Origin of the sequence: Mycolicibacterium alvei (assembly GCF_010727325.1) — a bacterium.
Taxonomy (GTDB): domain Bacteria; phylum Actinomycetota; class Actinomycetes; order Mycobacteriales; family Mycobacteriaceae; genus Mycobacterium; species Mycobacterium alvei.
The window spans coordinates 2,392,869-2,415,347 of sequence record NZ_AP022565.1 but is presented as its reverse complement, the minus strand read 5'-3'; the positions used below and the strand labels follow the sequence as shown (position 1 = coordinate 2,415,347).

Below are 22,479 nucleotides of genomic sequence, written 5' to 3'. Positions count from 1 at the left end.
GGCCATCACGCTTCTGCCAGGTACCGGTGCACCAGCATCACCGCCATCGACCCTTCGCCGACGGCCGCCGCCACCCGCTTGGCGGATTCGGCACGCACGTCTCCTGCAACAAACACACCGGGCACACTTGTTTCCAGGTGATGTGGTGGACGTTCGAGCGTCCAACCGCACACGTCGCGAAGGTCGGGGCCGGCGAGGATGAACCCGTGGTCGTCGCGGGCCACCACACCGTCGAGCCACTCGGTCCGCGGTGTCGCGCCGATGAAGCAGCACAGCCGCGTCGCACGCACCTCCTCGTGCTCGCCGGACTGCCTGTCCACGAGCTCCAGTCCCACCAGATGGTCGACTCCACCGAGATCGCTACCGATGGCGCCTGCCACCTCGGTGCAGGTGCGCACGAAGATGTTGGGGGTCTGCTCGATCTGCTGGATCAGGTAGTAAGACATCGACGCTTCCAGCGAAGGTCCGCGCACCAGCAGCGTCACCGACTTGGCCTCGCGTGACATGAACATCGCGGCTTGCCCGGCCGAGTTCGCACCGCCCACGATGTAGACGTCCTCGCCCCTGCATTCGGAGGCATCGGCCACCGACGCGCCGTAATACACGCCGCGGCCCACATAGTTGCTCGGGTTATCGGGGTCGGTGAAGCAGCCCGGTACCGGGAGTTGCCGGTACTCGACGCCGGTGGCCAGGATGACCGCACGGGCGCCGATGGTCTCGCCGTCGGCGAAGGTGATGGTGCGGGCCGCACCCGCGATGTCCAGGGCGACCGCCTCGCGGGTGGTGATCACCTCGGCGCCGAACCGCTCGGCCTGTCTGCGCGCCGAGGTCGCCAGTTCCGCCCCCGACACCCCGGTCGGGAAGCCCAGATAGTTCTCGATCCGCGAACTGCGGCCGGCCTGCCCGCCGGTCGCGGTGCCCTCGATCAGCACCGTGCGCAGCCCCTCGGAGGCCCCGTACACCGCGGCCGCCAGACCCGCCGGACCGCCGCCGATCACCGCGAGGTCGTACATGGTCAGCGAGGGCGTCGTCGACAGCCCCAGCATGTCGGCGAGCTCGCCGTCGCTGGGTTCGACCAGCGTCTCGCCGCCCTCGGTGATCACCACCGGGATCCGCATACCGTCCAGGCCGGCGGCGTCCAGCAGCTGACGGCCGGTTGGCTCATCGGTGGTGAACGCGCGGAAGTTGTGCTGGTTGCGGGCCAGGAACTGCCGCACTTCCCAGGACCGCGAACTCCACTGGTGACCGATCACCTTGGTGTGCGGGATGGCCCGGTCGCCCTCGGCGCGCCAGGCCTCCAGCAGTTCGTCAAGCACCGGGTAGAGCTTCTCCTGGGGCGGATCCCACGGCTTGAGCAGGTAGTGGTCGAGGTCGACGCGGTTGATCGCGTCGATGGCCGCGGTGGTGTCGGCGTACGCGGTCAGCAGCACGCGCCGGGCCATCGGATACAGATCCATCGCCGATTCGAGGAAGTCGATGCCATTCATCTGCGGCATCCGGAAGTCGGCGACGAACACCGCGACGGTGTCGCCGCGCAGCTTCAGCTGGTTGAGGGTCTCCAACGCGTCCTGCCCGGATTCGGCGCGCAGGATCCGGTACCGCTCGCCGTAGTGGCGGCGCAGGTCACGGGCGACGGCACGCGATACCGCGGGGTCGTCATCGACGGTGAGGATCACGGGATTACGGGGCTGGGGAGCGGGGCCGGTCATCGCTACCGATTATGCGCCCCGCCGCCAGCGTTTTCTCAGCTCGTGTGCGAGCTGTCCCCGTTGGTGGCATTGGACCCCTGGAGCATCGACGCCACGTCGATGCCCGAGGCCTTGAGCGACTCCAGCACGTTGGCCACTGCCAGCGGACTGATGCCGAGCAGCCCGCCGACGGCGTCCTGGGTGTCGCGGGACCCGCCGATGATCGACAGTCGGTCGATCTCGGCCAGCGGGGAGGCAGCCGCCTCGGTCGCCTTGACCACCGAGGCCAGCACATCGGGCAGCATCAGCAGGCGTGCGGCCTCGGCCGAGTAGCCGTTGAGCGCGGCGGCGATCTCCTTCTTGCCGTTGGCCTCGGCCAGCAGCTTGGCCTCGATACCGGCGGCCTCGGCCTGCTGCTCGACGCGCAGTGCATCGGCGAGTTCCTTCTTGCCCGCGGCCTCGGCGACCAGCTTGGCCTGCAGGCTGTCCGCCTCGGCCTGCTTCTCGACGCGCAGCGCGTCGGCAGCTGCCTTACGGGCATCGGCCTCGGCCTGACCCTTGCGGCGCTCGGACTCGGCTGCGGCCTCGGCGGCCAGGATCGTGGACTGGCGCTGACCTTCGGCGAGCGCGATGTCGGCCTGTCGTTTCGCCTCGGCGGGTGCGATCACGTCGGCCTGCAGAGCGGCCTGCGCCTGCTCGGCGCGTCGCTGCTCCACCTCGATGCGGGCCTGTACCCGGGCCGCTTCGGCCTGCTCGGTGGCGATGCCGACGTCCTTCTGGGCGCGGGCATTGGCCAGCGGTCCGGCCTGATCGGCCTGGGCGTTCTCGGCCTCGGTCTGTGCGCGCAACCGGGCCAGTTCCACATCACGCTTCTGGTTGGCCGTGGCGATCGCGGTGTCGGCCTCGGCCTGGGCGATGGACCCCTCCTGGCGGGCCTTGGCCGACCGGATCTGGGCGTCGCGCTCGGCCTCGGCGGTGCCGACCGTGGCGTCACGCTTGACCTCGGCGATACGACGCTGGCCGAGCGACTTCAGGTAGTCGTTCGCGTCGGAGATGCCGGCGATCTTGAGGACGTCGACCTCCATGCCGATCCGGGCCAGGTCGCCGCCCGCCTCTTCGACCACGCTGCGGGCCAGGCTGTCGCGGTTGGAGTTGAGGTCCTCGACCGTCATGGTCGCGGTGATGCCCCGCAGGCTGCCGGCCAGGATCTCGTTGATCTGGCGCTGCAGCTCGTTGAGGTCAGAGGTCAGGAAGCGTTGCACTGCGGTCTGCACGGCCTCGTCGGCCGAGCCGATGCGCACCAGTCCGACGGCTTCGACATTCACCGGCACACCGTTGTTGGACAGCGCGTTCTGCAGGTTGATGCTGACGTTGAACGGTTCCAGGCTCATGATGTCCACCCGTTCGATGCCGGGCATCCGGAACCGGGCCCCGCCGCGGACCACCTTGGGTGTGCCGCGGCCGGTGAACACGGCCACCTCGTTGGGCGGCACCTTGATGTAGTTCTTGACGTAGACCAGCGGCAGCACCACAAGGATGAGGATCGCGGCGATGGCGACCAGGACGACGATGAGCAGCAGGGACACTGTTGGGCCTCTTTCGGTGGGGCAGTGCTCGGGAAGAACTCAGATTTCTGGAACGGCTCAGGTTTCTGGAACGGCGACGACATGGACGAAGTCCGGATCGATATCGGCGATATAGACGCGGGTCGCCTTGGGCAGCGCATCGGTTTCGTCGCTCTTGGCGCGGGAGAACACGCGGTTGCCGTCGACATCGACGAAGGAGACCTCGCCCCAACCGCCCGGCGGGACCTCGAGGGTGACGGTGCCGAGCAGACCGACATAGGACGACCGGGCCCGGTGTGAGTTGGACTGTTGGCGGCGTAGATAGGGCAACAGCAGTCCGTTGAGGGTGAACACCAGCACCACGGCGCAGGCCGTGGCCAGGACTGCGGACCAGGCGGTGCCCAGGCCCAGCCAGGTGCCGATCAGGCCTCCGGTGCCGGCGCCGAGCAGGGCGACCGACAGGCCGGTCAGGCTCAGGAAGGGCATCCCGTCCCCGTGCCCGACATCGGCGAGCAGTAGGGCGGCCAGTACCGCGATACCACCGACGACGAACGCGGCCAGGTAGACAGCCATCACGGGCTCGTGGTCTCCGTTCTCGCGGACGCGGGTCAGTCCGTACCATTGTGGCCTGAGTTGCGGCCTCGCCGCGCACCAAAACTTGGGCGGAGATCGGGCCGCCAGAGCTGATCAGCCGTGATTTTGGCGCAGGCCGTCGAGCGGGTATTGTGGACCAACGGTGCGGCTATCGTGCCGACTTTTTGCGTGCCCCGTCTTGGAACTGCTGACTTTCTGCAATTTCGTCTCGATCCGGCTCACGTTGTGAAGTTGGTCGGCGGCAGCACCACCACGGGCTGCATTGCGACTGATGAAGCTACGAAACGAAAGCAAGGATCGCCGAAAAGTATGGCCAAGAAAGACGGTGCCATCGAGGTCGAGGGTCGTGTGGTCGAGCCTCTGCCCAATGCGATGTTCCGCATTGAGCTGGAGAACGGACACAAGGTCTTGGCCCACATCAGCGGCAAGATGCGGCAGCACTACATCCGCATCCTGCCCGAGGACCGGGTAGTGGTGGAGCTCTCTCCCTATGACCTGTCCCGGGGCCGCATCGTGTACCGGTACAAGTGACCCGATAGAAGCCCGACCAGTAACGACGAGAACGGCGGCGTGCGTACCTGCGCGCCACCAACAGAGCCAGAAGGATCGAACAGCCGTGAAGGTGAACCCGAGCGTCAAGCCCATCTGCGATAAGTGCAGGGTGATCCGCCGGCATGGGCGGGTCATGGTGATCTGCAGCGATCCCCGCCACAAGCAGCGGCAGGGCTGATGAGCGGCTGCGCGAAGTAGCTGTAGTCGCGCCGCCGCCCGTCTCACCACAACTGAATGATGAATCCCCAGCACCACTGAGCGGATCCGCCGCTCATAGCGATGAGCACTCATCCACGTCCGGCACGGAGGCCGGACCCCGGAGAGCCCTTAGGGGCTGATGGGAACGGGCTGGGACCAGACCTCCGCAGCGAAACAAGAGGAACAGCACACAATGGCAAGACTTGTGGGCGTAGATCTCCCGCGCGACAAGCGCATGGAGATCGCGCTGACCTACATTTTCGGCATCGGCCGGACCCGTTCGAACGAGATCCTCGCCGCGACGGGCATCGACAAGGACCTGCGCACCAAGGATCTGACTGACGATCAGGTGACGGTTCTGCGTGAGTACATCGAAGGCAACCTCAAGGTTGAGGGTGACCTGCGCCGCGAGGTGCAGGCCGACATTCGCCGCAAGATCGAGATCGGCTGCTACCAGGGCCTGCGGCACCGCCGTGGCCTGCCGGTGCGCGGCCAGCGGACCAAGACCAACGCGCGTACCCGCAAGGGCCCCAAGCGCACCATCGCCGGCAAGAAGAAGGCTAGGTAACCCCGATGGCACCACCGAAGAAGGCCGCGGGCGCCAAGCGCGGTAAGACCACCCGGCGCCGGGAAAAGAAGAACGTCCCGCACGGCGCGGCACACATCAAGAGCACGTTCAACAACACGATCGTCTCGATCACCGATCCCCAGGGCAACGTCATCGCCTGGGCGTCGTCGGGCCATGTCGGCTTCAAGGGTTCGCGTAAGTCGACCCCGTTCGCCGCACAGCTGGCTGCCGAGAACGCTGCCCGCAAGGCGCAGGAGCACGGCGTGAAGAAGGTCGACGTGTTCGTCAAGGGCCCGGGTTCGGGCCGCGAGACCGCCATCCGCTCGCTGCAGGCTGCCGGCCTCGAAGTGGGCGCGATTTCCGACGTCACACCGCAGCCGCACAACGGCTGCCGTCCGCCCAAGCGGCGCCGGGTCTAGGGAGGATTTAGAAAATGGCTCGTTATACCGGCCCCGCCACCCGCAAGTCGCGCCGTCTCGGCGTCGACCTCATCGGCGGAGATCAGTCGTTCGAGAAGCGCCCCTACCCGCCCGGCCAGCACGGTCGCGCGCGGATCAAGGAGAGCGAATACCGCACCCAGCTGCAGGAGAAGCAGAAGGCTCGCTTCACCTACGGGGTGATGGAGAAGCAGTTCCGCAAGTACTACGAAGAGGCCAACCGCAAGGCCGGCAAGACGGGTGAGAACCTGCTCCAGATCCTGGAGAGCCGTCTGGACAACGTGGTGTACCGCGCCGGCCTGGCGCGCACCCGCCGGATGGCCCGTCAGCTGGTCAGCCACGGCCACTTCACCGTCAACGGTGTCAAGGTGAACGTCCCGAGCTACCGGGTGTCGCAGTACGACATCATCGACGTCAAGGAAAAGTCGCTCAACACCCTGCCGTTCGAGGTTGCTCGGCAGACCGCGGGTGAGCGTCCGATCCCGTCGTGGCTGCAGGTCGTCGGGGAGCGCCAGCGCGTCCTCGTGCACCAGCTGCCCGAGCGCGCACAGATCCAGGTGCCGCTCGCCGAACAGCTCATCGTCGAGTTCTACTCGAAGTAATGACCCCCTCGGGGGGCTCCGCCCCCCGAGTACCCCCCGATGGCATCAAATAGCGGGTGCCGAGAAGGAGAAACAACCATGCTGATCTCTCAGCGACCCACACTGGCCGAGGAAACCCTCGCCGACAACCGCTCCAAGTTCGTCATCGAGCCGCTGGAGCCCGGTTTCGGTTACACGCTGGGTAACTCGCTGCGGCGCACGCTGCTGTCGTCCATTCCGGGCGCGGCGGTCACCAGCATCCGCATCGACGGTGTGCTGCACGAGTTCACCACCGTCCCCGGGGTGAAGGAAGACGTCACCGACATCATCCTGAACCTCAAGGGCCTGGTCGTGTCCTCCGAGGAGGACGAGCCGGTCACCATGTACCTGCGCAAGCAGGGCCCGGGTGCCGTCACCGCAGGTGACATCGTGCCCCCGGCCGGCGTGACGGTGCACAACCCGGAAATGCACATCGCCACCCTCAACGACAAGGGCAAGCTGGAGGTCGAGCTCATCGTCGAGCGCGGTCGCGGCTACGTCCCGGCCGTGCAGAACAAGGCCTCGGGCGCTGAGATCGGCCGCATCCCGGTCGATTCGATCTACTCGCCGGTCCTCAAGGTCACCTACAAGGTGGAGGCCACCCGTGTCGAGCAGCGCACCGACTTCGACAAGCTGATCCTCGACGTCGAGACCAAGAACTCGATCAGCCCGCGTGACGCCCTGGCGTCGGCCGGTAAGACCCTGGTCGAATTGTTCGGTCTGGCAAGGGAACTCAACGTCGAGGCCGAGGGCATCGAGATCGGGCCGTCGCCGGCCGAGGCAGACCACATCGCCTCGTTCGCGCTGCCCATCGACGATCTGGACCTGACCGTCCGCTCGTACAACTGCCTCAAGCGCGAGGGTGTGCACACGGTGGGCGAGCTCGTCGCCCGCACGGAGTCCGACCTGCTGGACATCCGTAACTTCGGCCAGAAGTCCATCGACGAGGTGAAGATCAAGCTGCACCAGCTGGGTCTCTCGCTCAAGGACAGCCCGGCCACGTTCGATCCGTCCGAGGTCGCCGGCTACGACGCCGCCACCGGCACCTGGACCAGCGACGCCGGCTACGACCTGGACGACACCCAGGACTACGCCGAGACCGAGCAGCTCTAAAGAATTCCGTCCCGGTCCTACCTGATACGGGGGCCGGCCCCATTTAGGAGATAGTCGCAATGCCCAAGCCCACAAAGGGTGCTCGCCTCGGCGGGTCGTCCTCACACCAGCAGGCGATGCTGGCCAACTTGGCCACCTCGCTGTTCGAGCACGGCCGCATCAAGACGACCGATGCGAAGGCGCGGGCATTGCGTCCGTACGCCGAGAAGCTGATCACCCACGCCAGGAAGGGTGAGCTGCACAACCGGCGCGAGGTGCTCAAGAAGATCCGCGACAAGGACGTCGTGCACGTTCTGTTCGCCGAGATCGGCCCGTTCTTCGCTGATCGCGAGGGTGGCTACACCCGCATCATCAAGGTCGAGAACCGTAAGGGCGACAACGCCCCCATGGCGGTCATCGAGCTGGTGCGGGAGAAGACCGTGACCTCCGAGGCGGACCGCGCTCGTCGCGCCGCCGCCGCGCAGGCCAAGGCCGAAGAAGCGCCCAAGGCTGAAGAGGCCGCTGCTGAAGAGGCTCCGGCCGAAGAGGCAGCTGCTGAAGAAGCCCCGGCTGACGAGGCTCCGGCCGAGGATGAAGCCAAGTCCTAACCAGGTATTGAACGACATGCCCGCCATCGATTCCGGTGGCGGGCATGTTCGTTTACGCCTGGACATCGCCTACGACGGCACCGATTTCGCGGGTTGGGCGGTGCAGATCGGTCAGCGGACCGTGGCCGGGGTGATCGACGAGGCGCTCTCGACCGTGTTCCGCACGGCAGTGGTGACGCGCACCGCGGGCCGTACCGACACCGGGGTGCATGCCACCGGTCAGGTCGCCCACGTCGACATCCCGACCGACGCGCTTCCCTGCGCCTACCCGCGGACTACTCGTGCCGGCGACGCCGAATTCGCACCGTTGGTGCGACGGTTGGCGCGGCTGTTGCCGACTGATGTGCGGATCCGCGACATCGTGCGGGCGCCTGCGGGTTTCGACGCGAGGTTCTCGGCGTTGCGCCGGCACTACACCTACCGGCTGAGCCTGGCCCCCTATGGGGCCGAGCCCGCCGAGACGCGGTTCGTCACCCCTTGGGCGAAACCCCTCGATCTCGACGCGATGGCCGCCGCATCTAGGGAACTGTTGGGGCTCAACGATTTTGCCGCGTTCTGCCGCCCCCGTCCCGGGGCCACCACGATCCGTGACCTGCAGCGGCTGGAGTGGGTCCGTGACGGTTGGTATGTGACGGCATATGTCACTGCGGATGCCTTCTGCTGGAACATGGTTCGCTCGGTTGTCGGCGCGGTGCTGGCAGTGGGGGAAGGTCGCCGGTCAGCCGAGTGGACCGCCGGGCTGCTGGGGGAGACGAGCCGGTCCAGTGATTTCGCCGCCGCGCCGGCGCGCGGGCTGACTCTCGTGCAGGTCGACTACCCGCCCGATGATCAGCTGGCCGGCCGGAACACGGTCACCCGGGACGTGCGCACACTCTGAGTCAGAGTCGCGCGGCGACGAACCTGGCTGCCTGCGCCACCATGCCCGAGCGGATGTATCCGGGGGCCAGGTGGTCCTGCCATCCGGCCCGCCAGTTGTACGGGCTGCTCGGATTGCAGATCGGGTCGTCGCTGTGGCACAGGTCGATGGTGCGACTCTGATACGTCGGGTTCAACAAGGTGATCGGTCCGGCCCAGTTTGCGCCGTTGCCGAACAACGCCACCGCCGCGATGTGGCGGTCGGTGCCACGTGGCAGCGGACTGTTGAAGGTGAATGCCGAAACCGGCATGGCGAGAACGAGATCGGTGGCAGCGGCGCCCAACGAATAACCGCCCAACACGAGCTTGGTGCTCGGACAGTTGCGGGTCATCCACTGCACGTGCCGGCTCATGTCGTTGGCGCCCACGTCGACCTGTGTATCCGCCGGGTATTTCACCGGATAGAAACCGATGTTCGGACCTCGGAGTGCTCGCAGTGTATTGATGAATGCGGTGCCGACCTGACCGGGGCCCGGGGGTTCCATCCGGCCGCGGGCGAACACCACTTCCGCCGGTGGACACACGACGCCATTGGCAACACCGATCATGCTGGGGGCCACCGCCATCGGCGTCACGACGGCAGACAGGGTGGTGATGAGCGCGGTGAACATCCGGCGGACAATCACGCGTTCGATGGTATTGACGGCCAAGTCGAGAATAGGTGCCGGTCAGGCAACGATCCGGCGACGAACGTCCGGCCCCACCGCTCGGTCGGCGTCAATTCAGACGGCCTGCCACGAAATCCGCGGCCTGGTTGACCATTCCGCCGTCGATGTAGGCACCGGCCATGTGATCGGGCCAGTTGTTCTTCCAGGTGTCGGGATCGGCCGGGTTGCAGATCGGATCGGCACCGTGACAGAGCTCGATGGTCCGATCGGCGTAGACCGGGCTGAAATTGGTGATGGGACCGACCCATGCGGCGCCGTTGCCGAACAGCGCGACGGCGGCGATGTGGCTGTCGGCGCCTGCGGGGAGTGGGCTCTTGAAGCCGAATCCGGTGAACGGGACGGCAAGCACGACGTCGGCGACCGCCGCGCCCAGCGAGTAGCCGCCGACCACGAGCCGGGTGTCCGGGCAGTTGTTCATCATGGACTGGATGTGCTGGCTCATGTCGTTGGCGCCGATGTCGACTTCGGTGTCCGCCGGGTACCGGACGGCATAGACGCCGATGTTCTTGTTGACCTTGGAGCGTAGAGCGCTCACGAATGCGTTGCCGAGAGTGCCGACGCCGGCCGGCTCGGTACGCCCACGGGCGAACACCACTTCGACCTGAGGACACGGGGCAGCATTGGCCACCGCTGGGGAGCCGGGCAGGACAGCCGATGCGGCGGGCAGGATGACAACCGCCGTCGCAATGATGGCAGCCACACTGAACCAGCGCCGAAGCAGTCGGCTGGCAGGAAGTTCGAACACCTCAGCGATCGTAGCGGACGCGGACTACAACAGACCGGCGACGAAGTTGGCGGCGTCGTTTGCCGGGCCCTCATAGGCCCGGTGTGCCTGAACGCTGTCGCCGTCGCCGCAGATCGGATCGCCGGGGTTGCACAGGTCGATGGCCCGTGATCCGTACACCGGGCTGGAGGTCAGCGGCAAACCGAGTTTGGCCGACGGGTTGCCGAAGACAGCGACCGCGGCGACGTGCTCGGGGACATTCGGCGGCAACGGTGCGTTGAAGCCGACGGCCGGGAACGGAACGGCGGCGATCACGTCGATCACTGCCGCACCCTGTGAGTAGCCACCGAGCACCAGTCGGGTGCCGGGGCAGTTGTCCACCATCCACTGGATGTGGCCGGACGCGTCGTTGGCGCCGCCGGCAGCGGCCAGGAAGTCGAAGGTGGCCGGATAGTTCACCGCGTAGGCGCCGACCGAACGGCCACCGACCTTGTTGCGCAGCGAGCCGACGAAAGCGTTGCCGATCCGGCCGAGACCGGGCGTGTCATTGGTGCCGCGGGCGAAGACCACCTGAATGTCCGGGCAGTCAGCGGCTTTGGCCATGGGGAGGCCTACGCCGAGTCCGGCGGTGGAGCCGGGCGTCAGGACAGGTGCGATGACGGCGGCGGCAGCGGTGAATGCTGCCGCCACGAACACGGTGCCACGACGAACAAGATCAAAGGCCACGCTGAATCCTAACTTCTGTTGCCGATCAGACGATTCCGGCGACGAAGTTGGCGGCCTGATCAGCCATGCCGACGTAGTCGCTGTGCGCGAACGGGTTGCGGCCGCGCGAGCAGATGGGATCCCCGTCCTTGCAGATGTCGATCGCCTTGCCCCCGAACACCGACGAGGTGATCGGAATGCCGAACTTCGCCGAGGGGTTGCCGAACACGGCAACCGCAGCGACCTGAGGCACGAGATCGCCCGCGAGCGGCGGTGCGGATCCGACCTCCCCGACCTTGTTGCCGAGCGGGGGGATGCCGGCCAGCATGTCCACGACTGCGGCGCCCTGCGAGTAGCCGCCGAGCACGACCTTGGTGGACGGGCAGGAGGACGCCAGCGTGGCGATGCGGTTGGCGGCGTCGTTGGCGCCGTCGGCGGCGGCCAGGAAGTCGTAGCTGGCCGGGTAGTTCACCGCGTAGGTGGAGAACGTGCGGCCGCCGAGTCGCGAGCTCAGCTGGTCGGCAAAGGCCTGACCGGGCCGGCCCAGTCCGGGTGCGTCATTGGTACCGCGGGCGAAGATGACCTCGACATCGGAACACGGTTCGGCCGTGGCGGGCGCGGCGAGCGTCAGTGGCAAAGCGGCGCTGACCAGGGTTGAGGCAATCGCGGCCACCCGGGCCGACTTCCGGAAGAGACTCACGGGGGACATCGTCACATAAAATGCTTAGCCGCGGCTAATCGTTTGCCCGTTCGGATGTCTCCTGCAGGGCCATATCGGGCCAGGTCGCCAGCTCGACCTGGGTCGGCGTCTCGGGGTCCACCCGCTCGCCCCGATCGCCCTGACGAGCCACCGCCAGGCCCACGAGCACCACCAGTCCGCCGATGGCCTGGCTCATCGACATGGCCTCACCGAGCATGATCCAGGCGATCAGCACCGCGAACAACACCTCGGACAGTCCGACCAGGGAGGCGAAGCGCGGCTTGAGCCGGGCGATCCCGACGATGCCGAGGGTGTAGGCCAGGGCGGTGGGGATCAGGCCCAGGGCGATCACCGGCACCAGCCACGCGGTGGTGTGCCCGGCGATGGTCACGGCATTGGTGGCGAAGGTCAGGGGCATGACGCCGGTGACGCCGAGGAGGGCCACCGCGGCGGTGCCGACGACGAGGCCGCCCGCGGCCAGGCTGATCGGGCTGAGCCCGTCGCCGTCGGTGCTGGCCCTGCCCGACATCATGAAGTAGCAGGCCGCGCAGACGGCGGCGGCCAGTCCCCAACTCACGCCGATGAGGTTGATCTGGGCGCCGCTGAACACGTCGAGCACCAGGACGATGCCGGCGATGGCGACTGCCACGCCACCGAAGGTCATGGCGCTGGGGCGGCGGCGCGTGGTGGCCCAGACCCAGCCGACGACGAGGATCGGCGCGGTGTACTCCAAGAGCAGGGCAACGCCGACCGACAGATGTGCGACGGCGTTGTAGTAGCAGAGTTGCGCCCCGGCGATGGGGATCAGGCCGTAGCCGACGACGGTCTTGGCGTGGTCGAGCACCTCGCGGACCCAGCCGGGTCGGACGACGCCGGCGAACGCGGCCATGATGAGTGCGCCACCGGCGAGTCGGGCCGTGACGGCCGCGGTGGGGCTCCAGCCGGATTCCATCAGGGCTTTGGCGAACGGGCCCGATGAGCCGAACGCCAGCGCAGAGCTGACGGCGAACAAGAGTCCGAGCCGGAAGTGGTTGTCGGCGGTCGTGCGGTCGAGCTGGGATTCGGCAGTCATCGGTACACCTCCCCGGGGGTATGTCATGAGTGAAATGAATTATGGTAATGACCGTAGCGTCGACGCTACGGCGACAGGGGGTCATGAGTCAAATGCTTTTCACCTATGACACGGAGCTCACGCTCCGGGCCGCGATGGTGCTGGTCAACACCGATCGGGTGGACGGCGAACAGCTCACCGACCAGGCCGCGCTGAACGCCTACCTGGACGAGTTCGGTTGGACCGGGCGGCGTGACCGCGACGACGCCGAACTGGCGGCAGTGCGCAGCCTGCGCGGGCGCCTCGGGGATATCTGGGCGGTGGCCGACGACGAGGAGGAGACGGTCCGTCAGGTCAACGCCCTGTTGAGTGATACCAAGGCGGCGCCGTGGCTGACCCGGCACGCAGAGATGCCGGAATGGCACCTGCACCTGGCGTCGGTCGACGATCCGCTGGCGCAGCGTATGGGCGCGGAGATGGCGATGGCCTTGGCCGACCTGATTCGTGGCGGTGAACTGCGCCGCCTCAAGATCTGTGCCGCGCCGGACTGTGCGGCGGTGCTGACCGACCTGTCGCGCAACCGCTCACGCATCTTCTGCGACACCGGCAACTGCGGTAACCGTCAGCATGTCGCGGCCTATCGGCAGCGTCAGCGCGCCGACTAGTGACTGGGTAAATCAGTGTAATTCCGCCGTCCCCGGCCGGGTTAGGGTTGCCGACGGGGGACATATGGCACGGCGATCGGCCACTCGGCTACAGCTCAACGGGCATCGATTCCTGTTGCGGCGCATGGTTCATGCGCTGGTTCGCGGTGACGCCCGCATGCTCGACGATCCATTGCGCGCACAGGCAGTCGCCTACGGCGCGGGTTGTGCACTGGCGGTCGTCGCGATCGCGATGTGTGTGGTGCTCGCGCTGGTGCGTCCCGGCTCGGTGCGCGGCGATGCGCCGATCCTGATGGTGCGCGACACCGGCGCGCTGTATGTGCGGATGGACGACACCGTGCATCCCGTGCTCAATCTCGCCTCGGCCCGGCTCATCGTCGGTACACCGGCGAATCCGGTTGTGGTCAACGATGCTGTGATTGCGAAGTTCCGCCGCGGGCCGCTGGTCGGAATACCGGGTGCTCCCACCCAGCTCGGCCGGCCGCTGAGCCTCGACGAATCGGACTGGGCCGTCTGCGACAGCACCGAACCCGCTGAGACGGTACTGCTGGCCGGCCGTCCCGACCGCGGGTTGGTGGCGCTGGGTAGCGGTCAGGCGCTGTTGGTCTCAGCACGCACGGTGGGAGGGTCGACCTACCTGATCACCGACGGGTGGCGGGCACGGGTGGATCTTCGCGACATCGCCGTCGTGCGGGCGTTGCATCTGGAAGGTGTTTTCGCCCAACCTGTTTCGCAAGCCTTCCTGGACTCCGTACCCGAGGCTCCCGCCCTGCAGGCGCCCGCTATCGCGGGGGTGGGCACTCCCGGACCGGCCGCGCTGGGTGGACTCACGGTGGGCACCGTGATCCGCGTGGTCCGTGCCGGTCCTGCCGAGTTCTACGTCGTACTCGCCGACGGGCTCCAACGCATCGACCGGGTGGCAGCCGACGTCATCCGGTTCAGCGTGGCGCAGCCACATGACGAACCGCCCGCCGTTCCCGCCGACGTGGTGGCCGACGTGCCGGTCGCTGCCGGACTCGCTGTGGCCCGGTTTCCGGAGCGGGTACTGCTTCGCGGAAAAGCGGTGGTGTGCGCCCGCTGGGATCCGAGGCAGGCTGGGCTCGATACGAATACGACTGTGGCCATGGCTGACTCGCTGCCGGGTGGTGGCGTGCAACTCGCGCAGGCCGATGGCGAGGGACCGAACATCGACCGCGCGCAGATCCCGGCGGGCCGTGGCGCGCTGCTGGAGGCAGGCAGTGTCATCCACGAGGTGGCTGCCGGTGGACCGCTGTACCTGTTGAACGATCTCGGTGTGCTGTTCGGGATCCGCGACCGGCAGACCGCCGAACAACTCGGTCTGGGGACCAGCGCTGTCCCCGCGCCGTGGCCGATGTTGGCCATGCTGCCGCGTGGCCCAGAACTCAACCGTGATGCGGCCTCAGTCGCTCGCGACGCGCTGTCCGGTGTCCGGATAGCGCCGGCGTAACCGCTTGGCCGCCAGCATCAGCGCGGTCAGGACCGTCACGCCGACACACACGGCGGCGCCGCCGAAGGCGATGCGCTGGGGCCGGGAATCGATCGACGCCGGGGCGCTCGGCGCCACCGAGACCGGGACGGCCGGCGCGGACACAGACGGCGGAGTGCCGCCGCTGACGGCGGCGAGGGCGTCGACGACACCGTGCCCGACCAACGGATTCCAGCCGTCGGTCGGGGTACGTGCGGTGTCCTCGATGCGGCGCATCACCTCGCGTGCGCTCAGTTGCGGGAACCGGGCCCGCACCAGTGCGGCAACCCCGGCCACCACGGGCGCGGCGTAGTTGGTCCCAGAAATCGGAGCAGCACGGCCGATCGCGTCGATCAACCGCTCACCGTCGGGGTGCAGGGATACGAGATTCTCACCCGGTGCGGCCACGTCGACCCACGGGCCGGCCAGGCTGAAAACCGATGCTGTGCTGTCGGGTCCGACCGAACCCACACACAACACCAGGGCGTCGTACCACCCCGGGCTGGATACCGACTGGACGCTGTCCCAGTCCTGTCCTGTGGGCGGGTTCTGCCGCGTGCAGCCCGCGCCGACATTGCCTGCCGCGGCCACCACCACCACGTTGCGGATATCGACGGCGTAGCTCAACGCGGCGCCCAGAGCACGGTCATCGGGTGCGGCGGTGGCTGATACGCAGGCAGGAGAGGAGATGTTGATGACGGTGGCACCGAGGTCGGCAGCGGTGCGCACGGCCATGGCCAGGGTGTTGACGTCACCGACACCGGTCGAGCCACCGGCGGCGACGAACTTGTTGCTGGACTGCCGGATGGCCAGGATGACGGCGTCTGGTGCCACCCCGCTGAAGCCGGCACTCGGTGCGGCACCGACGATTCCGGCAACGATCGTGCCGTGGCCGTCGCAATCGGCGGTGCCGTCGCCGCGAGACACATAGTCGCCGCCGCCGATCAGGTGCGGCAACAACCGGTGCCGCGTGACACCGGTGTCGATCACCGCGACCTTCTGGCCCGCGCCGCGGGTGAGCGGCCATACCGCCTCCAGACCCAGACGATTTCCCGGCGCAGTGGTGGTGCCGCCCGGGGATTGGTAGCAGGGTTGGCGCTGTTCGGTTCGTTCGACGGGCCCCGGCGGCGCCGGTCGGGGGAGCAAGGTCGCATCGACGGCAGGCGGTACGACAGCTGCGGCCGGAGCGGCGGGCAGCAAAGGAAGCCCGACGATCAGCGCCGCGGCCAACCGGCCTGACCGGTTCACCGCTGACCGGTTCACCCCTGACCGGTTCAACTCAGTGCCAGGTCGCGAACGACGTCGAAGGCGCCGGCGAGCCAACACGCCAGCGGCACCACCGCGGCCAGCGCGCCGTACTCGAGGGCGTCGGCGACGCGGGCTGCCACGGGACTCTGAATCGTGATCGGCCAGACCACGGCGATTCCGGTGCCGACCGCGACTATTGCGGTCCAACCGCCCTGCGCGGGAAGCCAGGCCACCACAAGAATGAAAGACGCAGTGATCGAGAGGAATCCGGCGCTACTCACCGCGATGCGGCAGCGACCCGACGCATAGCTGCGTGAGCGCAGCAGCAGCGCCACACCGACGGCTGCGGCGAACGCGACCTCGACGGGGGTGATCCGCTTGGGACCCGCGAACGCAAGGATGGCGGTTCCCAGCGCGGCCGCGGCCGAGCAACCGGTAACCAGGCTCACCAGGTGTCGATGCCCGATACGGGCACGCGCGTCTGCGTCGAAGGTGGAGCCGTTCGAGTCGTCCTCGGCACCAAGATAATCGGGCACCGGCGGCGTCAGACCGGCCAGGGCAATGGACAGCCGTGGGGCCAGCGGTAGCAGGCCCACTCCGAGCGCGCTCAGCACCGAGCCCACTGCCGGTGTGGCGACCGGCCACAACGCGGCGAAACCAGTCGCCGCGGCGACCACCCAGGCGACCGTCACGACCGCGAGGAGAATCTCCGTGCCGCAACCGGATACCCGCATCAGCACCACGCCCAGCGAGCCGGCAGCCGTCGCGGCGAGAAAGAAGTTCGCGGGAGCGGGCCCGGCCGGAACGACGAGGAAGCCGAGCACCGCCGCGTGTACCAGGGCGACGACGTTGAGCGTCGTCACCGCGACCGAACTCAGACCGAGACGTGGCGCGGCCACGGCCACGGCGGTGACCGCCGCCGCCACCCCCGCGGCCGCTGCGATACGGTCCAGTCCCTGACCCGCGAGCCCCGCCCACATCAACGCCGCGGCACCCGACCCGCAGGCCCACAGACCGGCGGCCACCCGAAGTCCGGCAGGCCGAATGTTCTCGGTGGGGGCGATGGTCAGTGCGGCGGTCGGCGACCGATCAGGTGTGGGATTGTCGTCGGCCGTGGTGAGCACCAGCAGATCACCGTCGTGAACAGCGTTCTGCGCCAGGCTTTCTGACTCCTCCAGGCGGCGTCCATCCAGGTACGTCAACCGCCAGCATCGCGGCGTACCGTCGCCGGCGCCGAGCGCATCGACGATCCACGGCAGCAGGTCGCCGACGGTCATCGCGGCGGGCAAGGACAGGTCGACGGTGGCGCCGTGCCCCGACTCGCCCGGCGCGCCACCGTGAATCGACACGTGGCGCAACAGATCCGGCATCGCATCACCCCCCGGTTGACGCCGATACCAGTCACGCTAACCGATCCGACGGGCCCGCGTGCGCACCAATTTTTCCGGTGCACGCAGGGAACCCGACGGGGCCCGCGCGCGTCCAAATACCGATGGAACCAATCCGCACACCGCAGGCCGCGCGTGAGCTCGCCGTACCGGAGTCGCCGACTACCGAGGTGGTGATCGACGCGCCGCCTGCGCTGCCGCGTCACAACCCGGTCAGTCCGCTGACCAGGTTGTTGCCGCTGTTGGTCGTGGTCGCGATGGGTGGCATGGTCGCGGTGTACCTCACCTCCGGTGCGGCGGCCACCCGTGGTCCGGCCACCATGATGTTCCCGGTCATGATGGCCATGTCGGCGATCGGCACCGCCGCCTACAGCCTGCGGAGCAACGGCCGGGCCCAGCAGCTGCACCGGGACCGCGGTGAGTACCTGCGATACCTGGACGGGATCGACACCGCGGCCGGTGAATCCGCCCGCGTCCAATGGCTGGGCCTGCACGCCGCGCATCCCGAGCCGGGGCGCTTGTGGACGCTGGCCGGTGGCGAGCAGATGTGGCGACGCAGTCCTGGTGCCCCAGGGTTCTGCGAGGTGCGGATCGGCGTGGGGGAGAGGCCACCGTCGACCAGGTTGATCGCCGGTGGCACCGAACCCGGTCGGGAAGCCGATCCCGTTACGGTATCGGCTCTGGCACAACTGATCCGGCGCCGGTCGACGGTGGCAGGCGTCCCGGTGACGGTGAACTTGCGCGGCCTGGGGCACGTGACGGTGGGCGGGCCGGTCGACGCGGCACGGGCCTTGCTGCGCGCGGTCGTCTGCCAACTGGCCACCACGCACGGTCCGCGACATGTCCGCATCGCCGCGGTCGTCGACGTGTCGACGGCAGGTCACTGGGAATGGTTGAAATGGCTTGGCCACCACTGGTATCCCACCGGACACGGTCCACCGGTCGCGCTGCGGTTGCGCACCCTGGCCGACCTGCCGGCCACGGAGTCGCCGGCCCAGACCATCGTCATCGTCGATTCCGCCACCGCCGGCCCGGCCGGTTCGCCCCCGGGTACGGGCGTCACCGTACTGACCGTCGCGGCTCATTCCGGGATTCCCGCCGCGGACCTGCATCTGGAGCTCGGGGCCGACGTGCTGCAATTCGGCGCCGCCGCGGTGCGGCCCGACCGGATGAACCATGAGCAGGCCGTCACGTGTGCCCGGTGGTTGGCGCGATGGCGTTGCGCTCCCGTGCCCGAAGCCGCCGGCTGGCCCGAGCTGATCGGCATCGCCGACCCGGCGCGCTTCGATCCGCCCAGCGTGTGGACGACATCGGACCCGCAGCGGTTCCTGCGGGTTCCCGTCGGCCGGTGTGCCGACGGCACCCCGCTGCACCTCGACCTCAAGGAAGCGGCCCACGACGGCATGGGCCCGCACGGACTGTGCGTCGGTGCCACCGGATCGGGAAAGTCGGAGTTTCTGCGCACGCTGGTCCTGGGGCTGATCACCACACACCCGCCCGAGGAGCTCAACCTGGTCCTCATCGATTTCAAGGGCGGGGCAACATTTCTCGGACTGCACCGGGCACGTCATGTCAGCGCATTGATCACCAACCTGGCCGAGGAGGCGCAGCTCGTGGCCCGGATGGCCGATGCCCTGGCGGGGGAGATGACCCGCCGTCAGGAACTGCTTCGGGCAGCCGGCAACGTGGCCAACATCGCGGAATACCGGCGTCGCACCGATCTGCCCGCCCTACCCGCCCTGCTGATCGTGGTCGACGAGTTCTCCGAGCTGCTGCAGCAGCACCCGGATTTCGCAGAGTTGTTCGTGGCGATCGGCCGCCTCGGGCGATCGCTGGGTATGCACCTGCTGCTGGCCAGTCAGCGACTCGACGAAGGCCGGCTACGCGGGCTGGAGAGCCACCTGTCGTATCGGGTGTGTCTGAAGACGTTCTCGTCCAACGAATCCCGATCGGTGCTCGGAATCGCCGATGCGTACGAGCTGCCGAACACACCAGGCGCGGCCTATCTGAAGACACCATCCGGCGACCTCGTCAGGTTTCAGACCGCGTTCGTCTCGGCGACCGGTACAGTGCCCGAACACTTGCCCGCGGCGCCGCACCACACGCCGCGGCCGCGGCTTTTCGCGACGTCCTGGATGCCGGCCTACCACCGCCCCGCCACATCCGCGACGACCGTGCTGCAGCAGGTCGTCGATCGGCTGGCCGGGTACGGCACCTCGGCACATCAGGTCTGGCTGCCACCGTTGCCGTCTGCCATCCCGCTCAGTGACGTCCTGTTGTCGGATCCCGGTCCACTCGACGTTGCGATCGGGCTGATCGACCGCCCCTTCGAACAGCGCCGGGACCGCCTGATGCTGTCGTTGGGTGGCGCTCGGGGCAACGTGGCGATCGTCGGTGGGCCCCAATCCGGAAAATCCACGACGGCAAAGACTTTGGCGGTGGCGCTGGCTGCGACCCACCATCCCCGAGATGTTGCGATCTACTGCCTGGACTTCGGTGGCGGAACGTTGAGCGCACTGCGGGCCCTGCCACACGTCGGCGCGGTCGCCGGACGTACCGATACCGATCTCGTTCGACGCACCGTCGCCGAGATGCAGGTCCTGGTCAACGTCCGCGAGGCGCGTCGTGCCGCCGGAGAGATCGACGATCCCTGGGGCGATGTATTCCTGATCATCGACGGCTGGCCGACGTTCCGCGCCGAGTTCGATGCGCTGGAGCCGACGATCACCGCGCTTGCCGTGCAGGGACTTTCGCTCGGCGTGCATGTGGTCGTGACGGCGTCGCGGTGGGCAGACTTCCGGCCGGCGCTCAAGGACCAGCTCGGAACCCGTATCGAGCTGCGACTCGGCGATCCGGCCGAGTCCGAGATGGACCGGAAAGGCGCCAGGCAACTGACCCAGAACGCACCGGGGCGGGGGCTCACCCACGACGGGCGTGAGTTGTTGATCGCGTTGCCCCGGCTTGACGGGACACCGTCGGACACCGGAATCGGTGCAGCGTTGGCACGGATCGCCGACACCTTGGCGGCCCAGCACGGCGCGGTCCGCGCGCCGGCCGTGCGGTTGCTGCCGGTGCGCGTGAGCGGACACGAACTGCGTCCGCTGTCCCGCATCAGACCCGCCACCGACGTGCTGCTGGGCCTCGGGGAACGCGAACTCACGCCGGTGCTGGTCGATTTCGAAGCTCAGCCCGATCTGGTGATCCTCGGTGACACCGGATGCGGCAAGTCGACCGCGCTGCGCGCCCTGTGCTGCGACCTGGTGGCGGGCAACGGCCCGGAGGGCGTGCAACTGCTCATCGTGGATTTCCGTCGCGCGCTGCTGGGCGCGGTGGAATCGGAGCATCTGGCGGGGTATGCGGCGTCGGTCGTGGCGCTGGATGCCGCGCTTGCGGGAGTGCTTGAGACCCTGAAGAGCCGGATGCCGGGGCCCGAGGTCACCCAGCGTGCGCTTCGCGACCGTTCGTGGTGGACCGGACCCGAACTCTATGTCGTGGTCGACGACTACGACCTGGTGGCCGGAGGTGGGTCGAATCCACTGTCACCGCTGTTGAATTACCTGCCCCATGCCCGTGACATCGGACTGCACCTGGTGCTGGCCCGTCGTTCGGGCGGTGCGGCGCGGGCGATGTTCGATCCGCTGCTGGCCACGGTGAAGGACCTCGGCTGTATGGGTCTGATGATGAGCGCCGGTCCCGACGACGGCGTGCTGCTGGGATCGGTACGGCCGGTACGGCTTCCACCGGGGCGCGGCACGCTGATCACCCGTGCGGCACCCGACCAGCTGGTTCAGGTCGCCCTGCCCGGCCGGGACGAGACGCGGTGAGGTCAACGGTCGTGGCGGTAGGGCCGGTGACCGTGTGTGGACCCGGCCCGGTGTCGGCGGACCTTGCGGCAGTCGCCGTCGCCGGAATCGACGACGAAATCGCCCTGGTCGACGACGAACCCGTTGCGGTGTCGGATCTGTGGGCCGAGGTTCTCGATTCCGCCGGTGCAGGGGCACGGTCGCTCACCCTGGTGTGTCCGACCTGGTGGTCCACCGAGCGTTGTGACCGTGTGCGGGAAGCCGCGAGGGATTCCGACGTTGTGGTGATGCGGCGGGTTCAGGCCCTGAGCGACTTCCCGCCCGGCGTGTCTTCGGTGGTCGTCGAGATTGCCGACGAGGTCGTCATGGTGTCGGGTGTGGATACCGGTGACATCGCACTGGCCCGCCATTGCGAGGGCGATCCGAATCCGGACACAGTGGTGCGTGCGGTGATAGCGCTCGCCGGCACGTCGGCACAGGTGGTCGTCGATGCTCCGGCGGAGGTGGTCGGAGCGGTGCCACTGGGCCACGCGGTGGCGGCGGCGCTTCGCGGCCGTGGCGTGGTGGCGAACGTGGCCGACACCTGGTTCTGGCGCGACACCCCTGTCGTGCCGGACGACACGGCCGAGGAGCAGATCGGTAGCCGGAGACGGACTGGTCGGGGCGCGATATGCGCGGCTGCGGCTGCGGCTGCGGCTGCGGCGTTGGTGTTGGGTGGGATCGTCGTTGCCCGGGGCGGACCCGCGGACGATCCGTCGATGACGGTGGTGGTCGAGGGCCGGGTGGGTATGCAGATTGCGGCTGGCTGGGCCGTGCGGCGGGTCACCGATGGCCCGGGATCGGCTCGGCTTGAGGTGGTTTCGCCGAGCGACCCACAGATGATGATTCACCTGACCCAGTCCGGTGTCGGTGACGGCACGGTTGCCGACACCGTGGGCCGCGCACTCGAGGAGCAACCTGCGGGCATTTTTGTCGACTTCGACCCGTCCGCGGTCGTCGCCGCCCGGTCGGTGGTCAGCTACCGGGAGGTCCGTACCGGGCGGGAGATCCGGTGGGCGGTGTTCGCCGACGGTGCCGTGCGGATCGCGGTCGGATGCCAGAGCGCACCGGGTCGCGAGGAAGCCGTCCGTCCGGCCTGCGAGGCGGCCATCGGGTCCGCGCACGCGGTGTTCTGAAAATCGGATGGAACCAAACCGGGCGGTGC

At 68.0% G+C, this 22,479-nt stretch carries 22 protein-coding genes; 12 read left to right on the top strand and 10 right to left on the bottom strand.

All coding sequences use genetic code 11. The annotated features are described in order from the left end of the window. Positions 1 to 5: 5 nt before the first annotated feature. Genes G6N44_RS11630 through G6N44_RS11620 form a run of 3 tightly spaced genes read right to left on the bottom strand, consistent with a single transcriptional unit; the run spans position 6 to position 3,826 of the window. The gene (locus G6N44_RS11630; RefSeq protein ID WP_163664093.1) at positions 6 to 1,709 is read right to left on the bottom strand and encodes an NAD(P)/FAD-dependent oxidoreductase; all 1,704 of its coding nucleotides are present in this window, start codon (positions 1,707 to 1,709) and stop codon (positions 6 to 8) included. A gap of 35 nt (positions 1,710 to 1,744) precedes the next feature. Next, the gene (locus tag G6N44_RS11625) at positions 1,745 to 3,274 is read right to left on the bottom strand and encodes a flotillin family protein (protein WP_163664091.1); all 1,530 of its coding nucleotides are present in this window, start codon (positions 3,272 to 3,274) and stop codon (positions 1,745 to 1,747) included. Between the two features lie 57 nt (positions 3,275 to 3,331). After that, positions 3,332 to 3,826 (bottom strand): NfeD family protein, encoded by a 495-nt coding sequence (locus G6N44_RS11620; protein WP_179964515.1) that lies wholly within the window; start codon positions 3,824 to 3,826, stop codon positions 3,332 to 3,334. A gap of 330 nt (positions 3,827 to 4,156) precedes the next feature. Between G6N44_RS11620 and infA the strand changes: the two genes are divergently transcribed. From infA to truA, 8 genes are all read left to right on the top strand, one after another. Continuing rightward, a complete protein-coding gene (gene infA, locus G6N44_RS11615) occupies positions 4,157 to 4,378 on the top strand; it encodes a translation initiation factor IF-1 (protein ID WP_003418601.1) in 222 nt (73 codons plus the stop codon). 85 nt (positions 4,379 to 4,463) lie between these two features. Further along, positions 4,464 to 4,577: a 50S ribosomal protein L36 gene (gene rpmJ, locus G6N44_RS11610; protein WP_003879483.1), complete on the top strand. Its 114-nt coding sequence runs from the start codon at positions 4,464 to 4,466 to the stop codon at positions 4,575 to 4,577. A 213-nt stretch (positions 4,578 to 4,790) separates the two neighbouring features. Next, complete coding sequence (rpsM, locus tag G6N44_RS11605; protein WP_163664087.1) at positions 4,791 to 5,165, top strand: 30S ribosomal protein S13; 375 nt, start codon at positions 4,791 to 4,793, stop codon at positions 5,163 to 5,165. A 5-nt stretch (positions 5,166 to 5,170) separates the two neighbouring features. Further along, a complete protein-coding gene (rpsK, locus tag G6N44_RS11600; RefSeq protein WP_004571524.1) occupies positions 5,171 to 5,584 on the top strand; it encodes a 30S ribosomal protein S11 in 414 nt (137 codons plus the stop codon). A 14-nt stretch (positions 5,585 to 5,598) separates the two neighbouring features. Beyond that, positions 5,599 to 6,204: a 30S ribosomal protein S4 gene (rpsD, locus tag G6N44_RS11595; RefSeq protein WP_163664085.1), complete on the top strand. Its 606-nt coding sequence runs from the start codon at positions 5,599 to 5,601 to the stop codon at positions 6,202 to 6,204. A gap of 78 nt (positions 6,205 to 6,282) precedes the next feature. Beyond that, positions 6,283 to 7,335 carry a DNA-directed RNA polymerase subunit alpha gene (locus tag G6N44_RS11590; protein WP_163664083.1) on the top strand — a complete coding sequence of 351 codons (1,053 nt, stop codon included), beginning with the start codon at positions 6,283 to 6,285 and terminating at the stop codon, positions 7,333 to 7,335. A 59-nt stretch (positions 7,336 to 7,394) separates the two neighbouring features. Next, complete coding sequence (gene rplQ, locus G6N44_RS11585) at positions 7,395 to 7,922, top strand: 50S ribosomal protein L17 (protein WP_163664081.1); 528 nt, start codon at positions 7,395 to 7,397, stop codon at positions 7,920 to 7,922. A 16-nt stretch (positions 7,923 to 7,938) separates the two neighbouring features. After that, a complete protein-coding gene (gene truA / locus G6N44_RS11580; protein ID WP_163664080.1) occupies positions 7,939 to 8,799 on the top strand; it encodes a tRNA pseudouridine(38-40) synthase TruA in 861 nt (286 codons plus the stop codon). A 1-nt stretch (position 8,800) separates the two neighbouring features. On the opposite strand, the gene G6N44_RS11575 is transcribed toward truA, so the two are convergent. From G6N44_RS11575 to G6N44_RS11555, 5 genes are all read right to left on the bottom strand, one after another. Continuing rightward, positions 8,801 to 9,472 (bottom strand): cutinase family protein, encoded by a 672-nt coding sequence (locus G6N44_RS11575; RefSeq protein ID WP_372508183.1) that lies wholly within the window; start codon positions 9,470 to 9,472, stop codon positions 8,801 to 8,803. 82 nt (positions 9,473 to 9,554) lie between these two features. After that, on the bottom strand, positions 9,555 to 10,205 hold the full coding sequence (locus G6N44_RS11570) for a cutinase family protein (protein ID WP_372508182.1): 651 nt from the start codon (positions 10,203 to 10,205) through the stop codon (positions 9,555 to 9,557). Positions 10,206 to 10,274: 69 nt separating this feature from the next. Beyond that, the gene (locus G6N44_RS11565) at positions 10,275 to 10,955 is read right to left on the bottom strand and encodes a cutinase family protein (RefSeq protein ID WP_163664078.1); all 681 of its coding nucleotides are present in this window, start codon (positions 10,953 to 10,955) and stop codon (positions 10,275 to 10,277) included. A 25-nt stretch (positions 10,956 to 10,980) separates the two neighbouring features. After that, positions 10,981 to 11,643, bottom strand: a complete 663-nt coding sequence (locus G6N44_RS11560; RefSeq protein WP_170309391.1) for a cutinase family protein — start codon at positions 11,641 to 11,643, stop codon at positions 10,981 to 10,983. A 25-nt stretch (positions 11,644 to 11,668) separates the two neighbouring features. Then, positions 11,669 to 12,706, bottom strand: coding sequence for an EamA family transporter (locus G6N44_RS11555; RefSeq protein ID WP_163664077.1), 1,038 nt, complete (start codon positions 12,704 to 12,706; stop codon positions 11,669 to 11,671). Positions 12,707 to 12,798: 92 nt separating this feature from the next. Between G6N44_RS11555 and G6N44_RS11550 the strand changes: the two genes are divergently transcribed. Both G6N44_RS11550 and eccB read left to right on the top strand, forming a co-directional pair. Then, positions 12,799 to 13,350, top strand: a complete 552-nt coding sequence (locus G6N44_RS11550; protein ID WP_163669849.1) for a CGNR zinc finger domain-containing protein — start codon at positions 12,799 to 12,801, stop codon at positions 13,348 to 13,350. A gap of 64 nt (positions 13,351 to 13,414) precedes the next feature. After that, positions 13,415 to 14,818: a type VII secretion protein EccB gene (gene eccB, locus G6N44_RS11545; protein WP_163664076.1), complete on the top strand. Its 1,404-nt coding sequence runs from the start codon at positions 13,415 to 13,417 to the stop codon at positions 14,816 to 14,818. Here eccB and mycP read toward each other — a convergent pair. Further along, a complete protein-coding gene (mycP, locus tag G6N44_RS11540; RefSeq protein WP_163664074.1) occupies positions 14,771 to 16,084 on the bottom strand; it encodes a type VII secretion-associated serine protease mycosin in 1,314 nt (437 codons plus the stop codon). The genes eccB and mycP overlap by 48 nt on opposite strands. 26 nt (positions 16,085 to 16,110) lie before the next feature. After that, positions 16,111 to 17,454, bottom strand: a complete 1,344-nt coding sequence (gene eccD / locus G6N44_RS11535) for a type VII secretion integral membrane protein EccD (RefSeq protein ID WP_163664072.1) — start codon at positions 17,452 to 17,454, stop codon at positions 16,111 to 16,113. Positions 17,455 to 17,576: 122 nt separating this feature from the next. Here eccD and eccCb point away from each other — a divergent pair, with 122 nt between their 5' ends. Then, on the top strand, positions 17,577 to 21,296 hold the full coding sequence (eccCb, locus tag G6N44_RS11530) for a type VII secretion protein EccCb (protein WP_163664071.1): 3,720 nt from the start codon (positions 17,577 to 17,579) through the stop codon (positions 21,294 to 21,296). After that, positions 21,293 to 22,450, top strand: a complete 1,158-nt coding sequence (locus G6N44_RS11525; protein ID WP_163664069.1) for a type VII secretion-associated protein — start codon at positions 21,293 to 21,295, stop codon at positions 22,448 to 22,450. Before eccCb ends, G6N44_RS11525 begins: the two co-directional genes overlap by 4 nt. Positions 22,451 to 22,479: the final 29 nt, after the last annotated feature.

What these genes read in the sequence shown, in the direction of transcription:
- G6N44_RS11555 (WP_163664077.1), bottom strand. Translation starts at nt 12,706, where the DNA reads ATGACTGCCGAATCCCAGCTCGACCGCACGACCGCCGACAACCACTTC.
- eccCb (WP_163664071.1), top strand. Translation starts at nt 17,577, where the DNA reads ATGGAACCAATCCGCACACCGCAGGCCGCGCGTGAGCTCGCCGTACCG.
- rpsK (WP_004571524.1), top strand. Translation starts at nt 5,171, where the DNA reads ATGGCACCACCGAAGAAGGCCGCGGGCGCCAAGCGCGGTAAGACCACC.
- G6N44_RS11550 (WP_163669849.1), top strand. Translation starts at nt 12,799, where the DNA reads ATGCTTTTCACCTATGACACGGAGCTCACGCTCCGGGCCGCGATGGTG.
- rpsM (WP_163664087.1), top strand. Translation starts at nt 4,791, where the DNA reads ATGGCAAGACTTGTGGGCGTAGATCTCCCGCGCGACAAGCGCATGGAG.
- rplQ (WP_163664081.1), top strand. Translation starts at nt 7,395, where the DNA reads ATGCCCAAGCCCACAAAGGGTGCTCGCCTCGGCGGGTCGTCCTCACAC.
- G6N44_RS11590 (WP_163664083.1), top strand. Translation starts at nt 6,283, where the DNA reads ATGCTGATCTCTCAGCGACCCACACTGGCCGAGGAAACCCTCGCCGAC.
- eccB (WP_163664076.1), top strand. Translation starts at nt 13,415, where the DNA reads ATGGCACGGCGATCGGCCACTCGGCTACAGCTCAACGGGCATCGATTC.
- rpsD (WP_163664085.1), top strand. Translation starts at nt 5,599, where the DNA reads ATGGCTCGTTATACCGGCCCCGCCACCCGCAAGTCGCGCCGTCTCGGC.
- truA (WP_163664080.1), top strand. Translation starts at nt 7,939, where the DNA reads ATGCCCGCCATCGATTCCGGTGGCGGGCATGTTCGTTTACGCCTGGAC.
- infA (WP_003418601.1), top strand. Translation starts at nt 4,157, where the DNA reads ATGGCCAAGAAAGACGGTGCCATCGAGGTCGAGGGTCGTGTGGTCGAG.
- G6N44_RS11560 (WP_170309391.1), bottom strand. Translation starts at nt 11,643, where the DNA reads ATGTCCCCCGTGAGTCTCTTCCGGAAGTCGGCCCGGGTGGCCGCGATT.
- G6N44_RS11620 (WP_179964515.1), bottom strand. Translation starts at nt 3,826, where the DNA reads ATGGCTGTCTACCTGGCCGCGTTCGTCGTCGGTGGTATCGCGGTACTG.
- eccD (WP_163664072.1), bottom strand. Translation starts at nt 17,454, where the DNA reads ATGCCGGATCTGTTGCGCCACGTGTCGATTCACGGTGGCGCGCCGGGC.
- G6N44_RS11630 (WP_163664093.1), bottom strand. Translation starts at nt 1,709, where the DNA reads ATGACCGGCCCCGCTCCCCAGCCCCGTAATCCCGTGATCCTCACCGTC.